Source organism: Methanospirillum hungatei JF-1 (assembly GCF_000013445.1).
GTDB classification, from domain to species: domain Archaea; phylum Halobacteriota; class Methanomicrobia; order Methanomicrobiales; family Methanospirillaceae; genus Methanospirillum; species Methanospirillum hungatei.
The window spans coordinates 2,694,847-2,708,845 of sequence record NC_007796.1; the positions used below are offsets into that span (position 1 = coordinate 2,694,847).

Below are 13,999 nucleotides of genomic sequence, written 5' to 3' on the forward strand. Positions count from 1 at the left end.
ACATATAAACCTTCTATAAATTACTGACCGGTCATCATAGATCGATACTTACTTTAGTCCACACATAATAGGTTCAAGAGAATGGACAGGTCCCCCACCATCCACACAATACTCCGGCTTTTCGCACTGCTGGTCATGGCTCTTCTTCTTTCAAAAAGCATTGGAGCCGCATCCAATCAGGACAACGGGCAGTTCATCCTGGTCCTGCATTCCTATAACCCAACTCTGACCTGGACGGCAAATATATCCCAGGGTATCCTGGCAGGAATGGGGCCATTGCCGGCAAATACCTCCATCTCATTTGAATACCTGAACTGGAAGAACTACCCAACTGAAGAGAACCTGAACCTTGTCGAAGACCTTCTACGATACCGATACAAAAACCTACCGGTGGATCTCCTCATAACCACCGACGATGCCGCACTCATCTTTGGGCTGAAGCACCGTACCGAAATCTTTTCAGATGCACCGATAATCTTCACCGCGCTGAATGGATTTGATGAGATACGGCCAGACACATACCCAAAAACTACCGGTGTTATCGAAGCAATAAACCCGGAAGATACCATTGACAGCATTTTCCGCCTTTTTCCAGATACAAAGCATATCCTGGTACTCTGTGAATATACAGAATCCGGAAAAGGAATTGCAGAGATCATCAGGAAAGCCAGCCGAAACTATCAGAATCGGGCAGTGTTCACCTACATCGGTGATATCACAACCGGGGAAGTATATGAGGAGATCCGAAACCAGACACCAGGAACGGCCATCCTGATTGGTTCATGGTCGGTGGATAAAACCGGTGCCATCGTAGACATCGGTCAGTTTGCAGAGAAAGTAGCAGCAATAAGCCCGGTTCCGGTTTTCAACCTCTATGATTTTAATACCGGACGGGGAACCGTTGGAGGGAGTATCCTTTCCGGATACAGGCAGGGATATATTGCCGGTCAGATGGCCTCGGAGATACTGTCAGGAAAAGAGATATCTCAAATTCCGATTGTGGGAACTGATGCAACCCAGTTGATATTTGATTATGCCGTTCTGGAACGATTTAAGGTGCCAAAGGAGCGTATCCCTCCGGGAAGCATCCTCCTGCATACGCCACCGGCATTCATTGAGCAGTATTACGGGTTTATCATGGCTGCCCTGCTTGTTATCATAATCCTGGCTGCTGCTCTTATTACCCTCCTTTCCATTATGCTTGTTCGGAGAAGAACTGAAAAGTTAATGATGACCCTTCTTGATGCACTTCCCGGATATGCTTTTTTGAAAGACAGGAATGGAGTATACCAGTATGCAAACCAGACCTTGTGTGATACGATAGGTCTGAGGGCAGATGAGATAAAGGGAAAGACCGATTATGACCTGTTCCCTCATGAAATCGCAACCAGATACCAGGAGCAGGATGACACTGTCATTGCATCAGGAAAGCCGCTCTTTATCCCGGAAGAGACTATCCCTGAAAAATCTGGAACAAAGATACCGCTCACCGTGAGAAAAGTGCCTATTACCGATGCAAAAGGATCTGTCACCGGAGTAATCGGGCTTGCATTTGACATCACCGAGCAGAAGGCAGCACGGGAAGAACTTCTGGAGAGCCACGAGAAATACTATAACCTCTTTGAACTTGGAAAAGAGGCAATTTTCCTCATTGATCAAAGCACCGGAGAGATACTAGAAGCAAACCTCTTTGCCGTCGAGATGTATGGATACCAGAAGAGTGAACTCATCGGGATGAATATCACCTCATTATCTGCAGAGCCAGATACTACCAGAATACTTTCATCAGAAGTCCGGACCGGAACATTTGCCATTCCCCTGCGATATCATCAGAAAAAATCAGGCGTACGGTTTCCAGTGGAGATTATCGGCCGGGTCTTTGATTGGAAAGGAAAGATATGGATTGTTGCTGCCATTCGGGATATATCAGAACGGCTGCGGACTGAGAATGCAATCAGAAAAGCCACGGAGAAACTCAATCTCTTCAATTATCTCACCCGCACCACCATGAACAACCAGCTCTTCATTCTTCGGGGGTATCTTGACTTTGCTGCTGATATCGTCCGGGATTCTGATGCTGAAAAATACCTTGAACGGAGCCGGAGTGCTGTCCGATCCATCGACCGTCTCGTCCTCTTCATGAAAAATTACCAGGATATGGGATTAAAACCGGCAGTCTGGCAGAATGTTGAGGAAGTATTCATCTATGCCATATCTCACCTGAGTATGGGAGGAATTACCAGGGAGATTTTCGTGAAAGGGCTCTTCATCTATGCTGATCCATTCCTGGAAAAGGTGTTTCTGCACCTTGTCGAAAACTCCATCACACATGGTGAACGGGTAACAATAATCGGCATCAGGACAGAACAGGACGGAGAGGATCTGCTGCTCATATACGAAGATAACGGGATTGGGGTTCCTTCAGACTACAAGGAGCAGATCTTATCCCTGAACCTTGAAGGAAAAGCAGGAATAGGGCTCATACTGGTCAGGGAGATCCTCGCAATAACCGGAATTTCCATAACCGAAACAGGAGAGTATGGAACCGGTGCCAGGTTTGTGATGCGGGTTCCCAAAGGAAATTACCGGTTTGAGAGCGGCATTACATGAAATCTGCAAGGCCCATCTGTTCAACCTTTTCTTCTCCGAATGTGGACTCGATATTCATGTCTATTACTTCTATCCGCTGACGGGTATATTCGGTAATATTGTACTCTTCACATATCTGCCTGGACATCTGCAGATATTTCTTCACCGACCCTTCATGCACAGTTGGAATAATATTTCCGCCGCATTTGCATTTTCCGGCAAGAGGCATCCGGCGGTAACTGGTATTACACTTGGTGCACCGGAATTTCTGTTTTGAAAAGGCAGAGAGGTTTCCCTGCAGATCGCGAATAAAATGGGTCTTCAGGACACGTTCTGCAACATCGTGTTCATCTACGGCTCGAATCCGCTTTGCAAGGGAGAGTTCACAGTCAAGCTTGTCCAGCATCGACTGAAGCTGGGTATACATCGTCTCCAGGGGGCCGGCAGAAATATCTGATGTGTCATGAGTAAAGAAGAATCCCTCGATCTGTGCAGGAGTATTCAGCCGGCGCTCAACCCGGTCAACCAGACTCTCCACATCCTTGGCATTCCCGTACCGGAGAGCGGTCTCATACACCTCAATCGGGTACGTCGCACAGACATCCAGATTATGACTCTCCTTGTCAATCTCAGTCGGATCAATTCTGCTCGTCAGGACCAGAGGAGCATCCATCGAGCCACCCCGTGTTACCGGGAGAAATGAACGGGAGAAGTTAATCAGACCATCCAGCAGCAGCATGACACAGTCCTCATCACCGTCACACTGGCCGGTGAAGATCCCGTTTCCAACTACATTATGATCCCTATCAACCGTAAGGCAGTACACCCGCTCATCCTCACAGGGAACATAATCGATGGATACAATCCGGTCACTGATTACCACGCCAGATTCCCATACAGGAACTGCATCGCCTATTTTCACCTCAAGAGCCCTTATTTTCCGTAAATATGAGACGTCCCAGACAAGCATGGCATGGTCAGGGGTTACCAGGAGATTCTTTCCCCGTGAGGTTGAGAACTGAATCAGGTTTGCTGGTGCCTTGTGCACGGAGACCGATGTTATCTTTCGGAGATGCGGGATTCCACCAGTGTCAACACTTCTGACATGGGCCGGCCGAACCGGGTCGGCATAGAATGTCCCCAGAGCGTCCACTCCAGCCTGTGAGAGATCCAAGTGTTCCAGAACAAAACGTCTGATCGGAATCTCCTCCAGGATCCCGTCCGCATAAATCTCGATAAGGGTGTCTCCATGAAAACAGTTCCTCCGTTTCGCAGCATGGAAGAACGGATGTCCATATCCCACATTTGCTTTTGAAAATCCGATGATCCGGGCAAGGACACCGGCACTGGTGTGGGGAGCAAGACCGATGACCAGGTGGCCGACGAGATCACTCCGCGTTTCAAGGTTGTAAAAGGGAGGAAGGCCATAGACCTTCTCGAGCAGTGTGTCAATAAACCGGGTGCAGGAGAAGAGGTAGTCCCCACAGCCCTCCGGTACAAGAATATCCTGGGGGGGCAGTTCAAGAACCTGGTCAGGATTCTGCAGGGGAACTCCATATATATCCTGCAGATACCCTAATTCCCGCAGTCTCTCAACCGAAACACCAATCTCTCTGGGCCTGAAGTGGGTGAGCGGCATATCAATGATATCAAACCTGACTGTCCCGTCTTTGAAGACAAAGAGCTTGTTTGCAGCCCGGATCACCCCTTTTTCTATGAGCTCGACCGGCTTATTACGTGATACAAGTCCTTTGACACCTTTCACCAGTTCAACATCCCGATCCCGCATGCCAAGGTCAGCAAAAGCCTGCTGCAACATCTGCCGGACATTGACGGTGTACTGCCTGACTGATGTGGGCTCCATGCCACACTGGGGGCATACCGGTCCCTGGACCTCAATTCCGCATCGTGAACATGACAAGACCGGTTCAGTATGGGTTCCACATGAGCACCGGTTTTTGTATGACTCAGTCCCACAGGCAGGACATCGCCTGACACCCATCTCAAGCTGCAGGTTCCCCCCTTCGGTATTTGCCTGGTAGGAGAATTTGGAGGCTTCCTGCACTGACCGCCGGGACCCTCCTGCTTCCCCGACCGGAAAGAGTACATGGGGGGCAGGTTTCATCTCCCGGGGCTTTGATTTCCCTGGTCTTCCCATTCGTCCCCCGATCCTGGTCCCTGCCTTTGATCTCATCTTCATTCCGGAGAGAAACTGCACGAGATCCAACGCGGACTCAGGGAGTTCCTTCTCCCAGGAATCGGAGAGAGCAAGGGAGCTGTCAAGCCCCAGACATTTGAGAACTATCCTGCATGGGGTGATACGGATCATACCTTCCCTCACCTGGTGTTCACAGAGCACACGCTCCAGATACTCCTTTATCGTGGGATCAAGCGGGAGAATGAGGGTTTTATCAGCGAGCGTGCCATGCTTGTGAATAAACTCAGCAAGGCTCCTAATCTCGGCAGGTTTGAGATCATCCCAGAGGTAGAGGTAATCAGGATGGAGGTATAATCCGGACTCACATTGGAGAATAGCCTCATCTTCATCTGCCGGACGGGTGGTGCCTCCTTCAAGACGCCACCAGGACTCACAGTACGCAGACGGGACAAGCACATGATTGTTCTCCATGAACTCGCCATAACTGATGAGTATTTCACCAACATCGATGATATGACTGACCTGGGATGAGAGTTCCCTGGCTCGTTTTGCATCATGGATCCTGACCACATCACCATTGATGAGTCTGACCGTCGGGCCCTGAATGCTGTCAACCGGGGAGATTCCGGCAGCTTTTCCCGGCCTTTCTATCTTCATCTGGGTTCCGACGGCGAGAAAATCCCCAAGAATATGCAGGGTTGCAGGATTCAGACCCGCTGCAGCAAGGCCGGTATTCCGTGAGCGGCCATATACCAGCCTGAATCCCCCCTCCCGCATCGGGTATGAAAAGACGGGTCTTCCTCCGATTAAATCCCTGAGAAATTTATCTTTCGGGTGAATGCCCACCTCCTTTTCTTCTGATGATGAGCTTCCGGCAGTGGCCTGGATCATCTCTTCAAGCCAGTCCCAGCCGTCCATCTTCATTTTTCTGACGTTTTTTAGGACTTTTGGTGCTTTTAAGGCAAGACCTTCGGCGATGACAAGGGCCATTCCTCCCCGGACGGTGTTTGTCTCAACCCGTTCCAGATTCCGATGACCTGATACCTCTTCCTTTTCAGTCGGTTCACCATCAATACAGACTGGACAGTTACTGATGATAAGCCGGATCTCGCGTTCGGATGGGAGATACTGCAGACTCATGATGGAGTTATACTGCCTGATCTCCTCGATATACCGTTCAATCTCCTCTTCCCGTGGCATGTATCGTGACATGCCCAGAATTCTCCGGACATAATCACCGACCAGGACGGAAAGAGCCTGTGCCGTTCCTCCGGCACTCCGGATGGGACCTGCATAGTAAATAGCAAGGTATTCAGATCCGTCATCATTTTTCTTCACCGCAACCTTGGCAATTCCTTCTATGGGTGCAGAAACGACCCCTTCGGTGAGGAGAGCCATGGCAGTCCGGATTGCATGATCCAGGATCTCTTCTTTTGTCGTCTCTCCAAACTTCTTTTCTGCAAAATAATCGCCAATATGAAGGGACGCCTCTTCTCGGGACATGACCGCTTCAAGTTCACGGATCATCTGGGCCACACCGGGGATACCCACCTGGGCCTCAACCCGGTCTGCCAGATCATTTGCAATTGGGATCTCGACAACCGTCTCAGGGTCGAGTCCAGTCTTCCTGGCGGTCTTCGCAACCTCCATCGCCTGTGCAAGACCTGCATTCAGCCGGTCATAATATTCCTGCATCCGGGGTGATATGTCTGCCATGATGAGATGTGAGTATTATGTTTGTCGTATGAGTGGATAATGTGCTGATTCTCTGAAAAAAACGGGAGTGATGAGATTCATGCTCCCTTCAGTCCGCCTTTCAACCGGGCCTGATCAAGGAGGGTCTGAATGGCAGAATCACCTGGTCGCATCTCCAATGATTTCTTCAGATAGGGAACTGATTCTTCTGTTCTTCCAAGGGCAAAGAGTGATTTGCCAATCCCTGACAGAACCTGAACATCTTCAGGGAAAGAAGGATATGCCTGGTTGAATGATCGGATCGCGGACTGATAATAAGGTTCAGCCTGGGTCCCGAATCCTCTGTCAGACAACTCCTCGGCCTTCCTTATCTCTGCAAGACCCTTGGCCCGCCAGGCATCTGAAAACCCGGGGAGCCTTTCGACCGCACTCCCATAACTCTCAATCGCTTTCTGATACTCCTCTTCATTCATCCACCGGTTCCCGGCCTCAAATAGTGATCTCGCTTCAGATGCTGCTATTCCGTTCATCCAGGGAAGGAGGAAGAGCTGGACCAGAATGATAATGGCCATAAACAGGGTTGCATAAAAGAGAACAACCTGCAGGATTCGGGGGATAGATGATCTCCGGGCTTTAGGGGTTTCCTGATCAGGTGATGAGCGGGGCGGATGATAGGACTGGTGAAGATGGGCATAGTACCAGGTCCGGGGATCCCGGTACCGCCTCCCTCCGCTGTAATACCGCCCATAGTCTGATCCTTCCGCTTCCAGGAGGGAGATATCATATGCTTCCCGTTTCTTCTGATCTTTTAAGACCTGGTACGCCTCATTCACGACCTTGAATAACTCTTCAGCCTCTGGACTACCGCATACATCAGGATGAAGCACCTTTGCCAGCTTTCTATACGATGCCGTAATCTCTTCGGGTGAGGCATCCCGCCTGACATTTAATAGCTCGTAATATGACTCCCCGGGATCAGGCATCAGTTGCTTCTCAGTATCAGGATACAACTACGTTAAACTATCCTGCCATCCATGATCATCATCACTCAGGGGTGCAGGCTACCCGGATACAATCCTCCGTTGACCCGATGACAGCCCCGGCTCCACACATGGTCGGAACATAGGAGAGTGCCTTCCCGCTGTTTACCATGATCCGATCATACCGTTCAAGGGCTGGGGAGACGACCATACAGGTATCGGCATACACTCTGGCTCCGGAACGCTCTATCCTTCTGATCTGCTCACTCTCACGTTCGATGACATCCCGTGCAGCAAAGATGTATACCGGTTTTGTAACCGAACATCCTTCCAGGAGGGATGCAAGGTATATGAGTTCATCAGGAGAGCAATGCGGACATCCGATAGCCACTGCATCCACCTGCTCGCCGGTAAAGAGGGATGCCACCTCATCAGCGTTGATGACGAACTGCTCTAGCCCTTCGGTACTATAGGAGAAGACCCGTGCTTCAGGGGTGATACCCTGCACATGATACAGGGCAACAGCCCCGGTTGCCGCCATCGCTGCCCCGAGATTTTTCAGCTGATCCCTGCCCGGTCGGATTCCTGAAAAGAGTGGAATCCGATTCCCGCTGATTTTACCGGCCAGATACCCGAGTGCCCCGTACCAGGATGCATCGGCTTGCTTTGGTTCACCTTCAACCTGAATATGAATACCGGGTTTTCTGTTCTCCACCAGGTGAAGTCCGTATTTTGGTGTTTTCCCGATTATCGCTGCTGCAAGAGCTGACGGGCCACCCTCCCGGTTGGTTCTGGCACCGATGACCGAGTTTGCATAACTGACCGCTGAGGACTCTGACCATGCCAGATGGTCCCCATACTCGGTGATGTTCAGGTAGTACGGAGTACATGTGCATTCAAGCCTGATGCCAAGACGCTCATAGGCTGAGATGACCTCAAGTTGTTTTTTTGCAAATCCGGGATCTATTCCCATCTCCTCCCACCTGATCCGATCCATCCCGACCGGGTTGAGGACTGCCGGAACCGCAGCATGGGCATCAAGACTTGCCAGCCATTTCAGCCCCCATTCACCGATGGTCTTGTATGACGCTCCGGAGACCTGGGCACTCCTGATCGGTACCATCTCCTCAGCACCAAAGACCTTTCCGACTCCGACCAGGATCTCCAGGAGCTGCTGTTTTGTCTCCCCTTCCTCTCCATTGAGAATGGCCTCTTCCTCTGCAGTCAGGTGCATATGATCAGTCCTCCCAGACCGCTCTGACAAACTCCTCTTCCTTTCCTAACTCCATGGTTGCATCAATACCCATCTTGACATTGAGCCCGTCCCCGATCCTGGATGGATCAAGCGATGAACCACGGACACCGGGAATAATGAGGGTGTCACGGTCTGCACGAACCCGTGTTGCAATGGCAAACTCTACGTCAGATGGATTGCCGGGATTGATATCACCATCAACAATGACCACATGCTTAAGTGACGTATGTGCAGCAAATGCAGCCATGATGGCATTTTTCCCATCTCCCTCGGTTCGTTTTTTAATCTGGACAACGCCATGCAGGTACCCGCATCCGCCCTTGGTCAGGACCACATCGGTAACCCCGGTCACTCCGGCAACTGACCGGTAGATGAGCGGCTCATAGGGTGCTCCCATCAGGAGTTTATGCTCATCCCCTGCATTTACAAGTCCGTGGTAGATAAAGTCAGGTTTCGTATACATCCCGGTCAGCTCAATCACCGGTTGTACCCGTTCAGGATCATAGGTCCTGGTGATATCCACATATGGGCCTTCAACAGCCGTCTCATTTCCAATGTACCCTTCAAGGATGATCTCAGCGTCAGGAACCCTGACCCCGTTCGAAAGGGTATATACCGGCATCTCACCACCAAGGAGTTCAGCGGCAAAGGGCAGTTCCATGCTCTCCGGGACTCTGCTGCAACTGGCAAAGAGGACAAGCGGGTGCATACCGATGACGATTGCAACCGGGAGTCGCTCTCCATTGGCCAGGGCTTTCTTATGAAGGGTATGCGTATGTCTGCCTTCCACCAGACGGGCAACAAGTCTGTCTTTTCCCGCTTTGAGCATCCGGTGAACAGAGGCATTCTCAACCCCTTCGTACCGGGAGAACACTACACCCGAGTTTAAATATCTCCCGGCCTCTCCGGGATAATTTTCCATGATGGGAATTTCATCAAGGTTTACCGGCCTCATGGGAAGGGATCCTGCATCGAGGAGTTTTCCGTCATACCGGCAGGAAGCAAGCCGGGGAACCAGAATTTCGGGAGCAACACCGAGGGCCACAGCCAGGGATTCCCTGGTTGCGACAAGGTTCATAACCGCTTTTCTGCCATCAAGATTATGAAAGAACAAAAGCCGGTCTGTACTGAATGCACGCTTTGGTGCGTCATATCGTGAGGAAACCGGATCATGCACATCAGTGACAAGACCCCTGGTTCTCATCTGTTCAATAAATGTCCTCATGGATATCCACTCCATCTTCCGCCTATTGAGTGTGTGATATTCAGATGATCCAGTATCCGTGCAATAACCGCATCCACAAGCCCGGTGATATCATCAGGCCGGTGATAAAAGGGAGGGCTCGCCGTCATGATGAGTGCTCCGGCATCATGGGCACGAAGCATATTTTCAATATGAATACGTGAGAGGGGGTTTTCACGAAGGAGCAGAATACAGGGTCTTCGTTCCTTTAATGTCACATCCGCAGCTCTGGTCAGCAGATTTGGCGTAAAGCCATGAGCGACTGCAGACAGGGTCTTCATGCTACAGGGTGCAATGACCATACCCTGATGAAGAAATGAGCCACTCGCAACCGGAGATGCAAGATTATCAGGCGAATGAACAATAAGATCAGAATCCTCAAAGGATACCTGTTCATGACGGGCAATCTCACACGCCACCGGAGTCAGAATGATATGAACCTCAGCCTTTCCAGCCAGGTGGTCAAGCAGCCTTCTGGCATAGAGCATCCCTGATGCTCCCGATACCCCAACAATTATCCTCGGATTCATAATTCACACCTCATATTCGCTCCTGTATTAACACTCTGCTGCGGGACGGATACCGGTATCAGTCATGTGATTCACAGAGCTATCTTTCTCTGAACCATAATGATGGTATCACTCTCGAGAAATGATTGACTCGGTTGATACGTTTCGCGCACAAAAGATAATTAAGACCCACTCATAGAAATCTGGCGCGCTCAGGATTTATCGGATCCAATATATTGATATAAATCCTTATTAACAGAATTAGGTCTTGTTTTCCGGTCAGGGGCATTTCCAGAGCCGGGTTTGAAAATGATAGTATTTAATAGAGCTAAGCGTACAGATTAGCACATATATCATGTGAAGGGTATCACCTGAATCAATTCGGGTCTACCTGCGGATGGGAGGCGTAATGATGAAGATGTGGAGATATGTACCAATTATTCTGCTTATTCTCCTCTGTGGTGGGGTCACTGCACAGGAGATTGTGTTTTCTCCTACAGGGGGAACAGGAGAAGAGATCCAGGCGGGGAATATATCATTCAGTACCCCGGTGAGTGCATCAAGCGGTATTGCAATTCTTTCGGTTGCACAAAACCCTGATGAGTATACCATCTCGAATACCGTGACGGTAGATACTACCAGATTTGATCTCTCCTCAGAGTCATGCGGGGGAGCTGAGAAGCAGATCACGTTCGGAAACCTGAACCATATTAACCCGAAAGTTTCTGATGGAAGAGTTGTTTTTGAAGAATGGAATGCAGGTGTTTCCGGCATTGGTCTGTATGATATACAGTCAGGTGGGCTGTATCCGGTATATCCGGGGAAACTTCATCAGACCAACCCGGATATCTCTGGCAGAATCGTCGTCTATGAACAGGCCGGAGCAGGATCAAACCAGGTAACCAACATCAACGGGTATGATCTGCAGACCGACACTGCAGCGCCAATCTCTTCATCAACTTCCAACCAGAACCAGCCGGTGGTATCTGGACGATATATCGCATGGCAGGACTGGAGAAGTGGCAATCCTGATATCTACATGGCTGACCTGAATTCAGGAACCAGCCAGGCGGTAACAAAGGATCTTGCAGAACAGAAGAGACCTGACATCTCCGGATCATATATTATCTGGGAAGACTGGCGGAACGGTAATGCCGACATTTATCTGTATGACATTACCGCCGGGAAGGAGTACCAGCTGACAAATGACCGATCTGATCAGAGAAACCCACGGATTAGCGGGAAGATTGTTGTCTGGGAAGATAACCGGAATGGAATTTCTGATATCTATGCCATGACGCTGGATACCTTCCAGGAGTACCAACTGACCGATAGTAAGTATAAGGCAGTAAATCCTGATGTTTCTGGTCCGCTTGTGGTGTGGGAGGATTACCGGAACGGAAACGCAGATATCTACCTGCTTGACCTTATTACCGGGTATATCTACCAGGTAACAACCAACCAGGGAGACCAGAAGAATCCGTCGATCTATGGAAATCATCTGGTCTGGCAGGATTACCGGACTGGAAACTCGAACATATTCCTGTATACCTTCTCACAGGGAGTCGGATCTGGGAAGTATCAGCTCTATGGCTCTGCCACGATAAGCGGAAATGCAGCACCGGTCGGGACTGAAGTCAAGGCTCTGATTGACGGGGTGGTCAGGGCAAAGACCACGGTGCAGCAGGCTGGAAGTTATGGATCCTCCTACGGACCGTTCCTTGAGATTCCGATTACCAGTGCAGATACAGGCAAAACCATCTCATTCAGACTGAACGAGTTCCAGGCAGATCAGGTCCTTACCGTCGGCACGGGCGGAGTTATGAGGCAGGATCTCTCTGCTTCATCGGTTCCACCCGTCCAGACATATACCCTCTCCGGGAATGCATTCGTAAACAGCATGCCCGCACCGGTTGGAACAATCATTACCGCAACCATCGATTCCCAGATCAGGGGACAGGTTACGGTTACCACCGCGGGGTCCTATACCGGCCTTGCAATCCCGGTCAATCAGAACGACTCTGGAAAGACGATCATCTTTACGGCAACAACCAGCAGTTCATCTCTGCAGGCTTCCCAGAGTATTAGCGTCGGACAACAGGTAGGTGGCTGGTTTGACCTGACCTTTGGAACAACTCCCTCGCCGACTACCTACCAGTTCAGCGGGTCAGTTCTGCTTGACGGGCAGTATGCACCAGCAGGAACAGTCCTTTCCGCAGTCATTGACAATCAGATCAGGGGGCAGACAACCGTTACGACAAACGGGCAGTACGGCACCCTGAACGTTCCGGTGTACCAGACCGATAATGGGAAATATATAACCTTTACCGCTCAGTTCAGCGGGGCTACCTATGTTGCCGGACAACAGGTGACGGTCTCGGTCCCGCAGGGCGATCTCATCATCGCATCCGCAGATGTCTCTTCCGCAAGTGGTCAGATTATTCAGAAGAGACTTGACCTGACCTTCATTGTGTCTGCCCAGTCCAGATATTCATTCTGGGGCCGGGCAACCCTTGACGGAACACCTCTTGCTGCAGGAAATACCATCTACGCCACTATAGACAATCAGATTCGGGGACAGATAACTACCCAGATCGCCGGTTCATACGGCTCTGAAAACGGACCATACCTTGAAGTGCCGATCACCAATGCCGACATTGGAAAGACCATCAGATTCCAGACAGCAACCGGGGCAGAGGGAGACCAGAGTCAGCTGGTTGTAAGTGGTCTGAAAGTCTTAAAGAACATTAACTTCGTCTCAAAACCTTCCAGTGCTGCTGATTTCACGGCAACTCCGACCCAGGGGGCTATTCCCCTTTCCGTCAAGTTCACAGACAAGTCATCAGGAAACCCGAAATCCTGGTACTGGGACTTCGGCGATGGAACAACCTCTTCTGAAAGAAACCCGACCCATGTATATACCAGAAACGGGGTCTATTCTGTCGGTCTGATGACAACCCTGTGGAACGGGCAGACAAAGAGCGTTGTAAAACAGAACCTTATTACCGCCGGAATAGTCAGCCCGCCAGAGGCACAGGTCACCCTGAACCAGGGGTGGAACTTCATCTCTGTACCAAAGATGCTTGCAGATGGACAAAACTCCGCCAAAGCCCTCTTTGGTCATGTTGATGTCGGCGGTCACAGTATCTTTGCATATAATCCACGGACAAAATCCTGGAGCACCGTCAGTGCTAATACGGTTATCAATCCTCTTGATGCGGTCTGGATTTACTCAACCAAGAAAGATGCAATATACCTCTACTTTGCCGGTGACGCTCTTCAGATCCCACCGACCAGAAAACTGGTCAAAGGATGGAATACCTTCGGAGTAACCAGCCTGAATACGGTTCCTGCACAGAATGCCCTGCTTTCAGTCAGAGACCAGTGGATCTATGTAATCGGCTTTGACTCCTCGATCCAGCGGTATCAGGGCACCATCATGAACGTGCCGGAGAGTAATGCCAATGTTCTGTATCCCGGATATGGATACTGGATTTATATGAGTGAAGAGGGAGATCTTGCCGCTATCGGCATATAAGGAGAATGTATCACCAATTTTTGTACAATATG

General features: G+C 50.2%; 7 protein-coding genes. 2 read left to right on the forward strand and 5 right to left on the reverse strand.

Features of this window, described 5'->3' with window-relative positions:
- Window positions 1–81 precede the first annotated feature (81 nt).
- Window positions 82–2,610 carry an ABC transporter substrate binding protein gene (locus tag MHUN_RS12680; RefSeq protein ID WP_011449393.1) on the forward strand — a complete coding sequence of 843 codons (2,529 nt, stop codon included), beginning with the start codon at window positions 82–84 and terminating at the stop codon, window positions 2,608–2,610.
- On the opposite strand, the gene MHUN_RS12685 is transcribed toward MHUN_RS12680, so the two are convergent.
- The 5 genes from MHUN_RS12685 to MHUN_RS12705 form a co-directional block, all read right to left on the reverse strand.
- The gene (locus MHUN_RS12685; RefSeq protein WP_011449394.1) at window positions 2,603–6,463 is read right to left on the reverse strand and encodes a DNA-directed DNA polymerase II large subunit; all 3,861 of its coding nucleotides are present in this window, start codon (window positions 6,461–6,463) and stop codon (window positions 2,603–2,605) included. The genes MHUN_RS12680 and MHUN_RS12685 overlap by 8 nt on opposite strands.
- Before the next feature lie 77 nt (window positions 6,464–6,540).
- Complete coding sequence (locus MHUN_RS17715) at window positions 6,541–7,425, reverse strand: DnaJ domain-containing protein (RefSeq protein WP_011449395.1); 885 nt, start codon at window positions 7,423–7,425, stop codon at window positions 6,541–6,543.
- A 61-nt stretch (window positions 7,426–7,486) separates the two neighbouring features.
- On the reverse strand, window positions 7,487–8,656 hold the full coding sequence (locus tag MHUN_RS12695) for an aconitase X (protein ID WP_011449396.1): 1,170 nt from the start codon (window positions 8,654–8,656) through the stop codon (window positions 7,487–7,489).
- Window positions 8,657–8,660: 4 nt separating this feature from the next.
- Window positions 8,661–9,902 (reverse strand): UbiD family decarboxylase, encoded by a 1,242-nt coding sequence (locus MHUN_RS12700; RefSeq protein WP_011449397.1) that lies wholly within the window; start codon window positions 9,900–9,902, stop codon window positions 8,661–8,663.
- Entirely contained in the window at window positions 9,899–10,450 is a 552-nt protein-coding gene (locus tag MHUN_RS12705) for a UbiX family flavin prenyltransferase (RefSeq protein ID WP_011449398.1), read from the reverse strand. The genes MHUN_RS12700 and MHUN_RS12705 overlap by 4 nt, the downstream gene beginning before the upstream one ends.
- Before the next feature lie 376 nt (window positions 10,451–10,826).
- Here MHUN_RS12705 and MHUN_RS19770 point away from each other — a divergent pair, with 376 nt between their 5' ends.
- Window positions 10,827–13,967 carry a PKD domain-containing protein gene (locus tag MHUN_RS19770; protein WP_083758466.1) on the forward strand — a complete coding sequence of 1,047 codons (3,141 nt, stop codon included), beginning with the start codon at window positions 10,827–10,829 and terminating at the stop codon, window positions 13,965–13,967.
- Window positions 13,968–13,999 lie beyond the last annotated feature (32 nt).

Excerpts from the sequence above, each read along its gene's own strand:
- MHUN_RS12695 (WP_011449396.1), bottom strand. The coding sequence starts at position 8,656 with ATGCACCTGACTGCAGAGGAAGAGGCCATTCTCAATGGAGAGGAAGGG.
- MHUN_RS17715 (WP_011449395.1), bottom strand. The coding sequence starts at position 7,425 with ATGCCTGATCCCGGGGAGTCATATTACGAGCTATTAAATGTCAGGCGG.
- MHUN_RS12705 (WP_011449398.1), bottom strand. The coding sequence starts at position 10,450 with ATGAATCCGAGGATAATTGTTGGGGTATCGGGAGCATCAGGGATGCTC.
- MHUN_RS12700 (WP_011449397.1), bottom strand. The coding sequence starts at position 9,902 with ATGAGGACATTTATTGAACAGATGAGAACCAGGGGTCTTGTCACTGAT.
- MHUN_RS19770 (WP_083758466.1), top strand. The coding sequence starts at position 10,827 with ATGGGAGGCGTAATGATGAAGATGTGGAGATATGTACCAATTATTCTG.
- MHUN_RS12685 (WP_011449394.1), bottom strand. The coding sequence starts at position 6,463 with ATGGCAGACATATCACCCCGGATGCAGGAATATTATGACCGGCTGAAT.
- MHUN_RS12680 (WP_011449393.1), top strand. The coding sequence starts at position 82 with ATGGACAGGTCCCCCACCATCCACACAATACTCCGGCTTTTCGCACTG.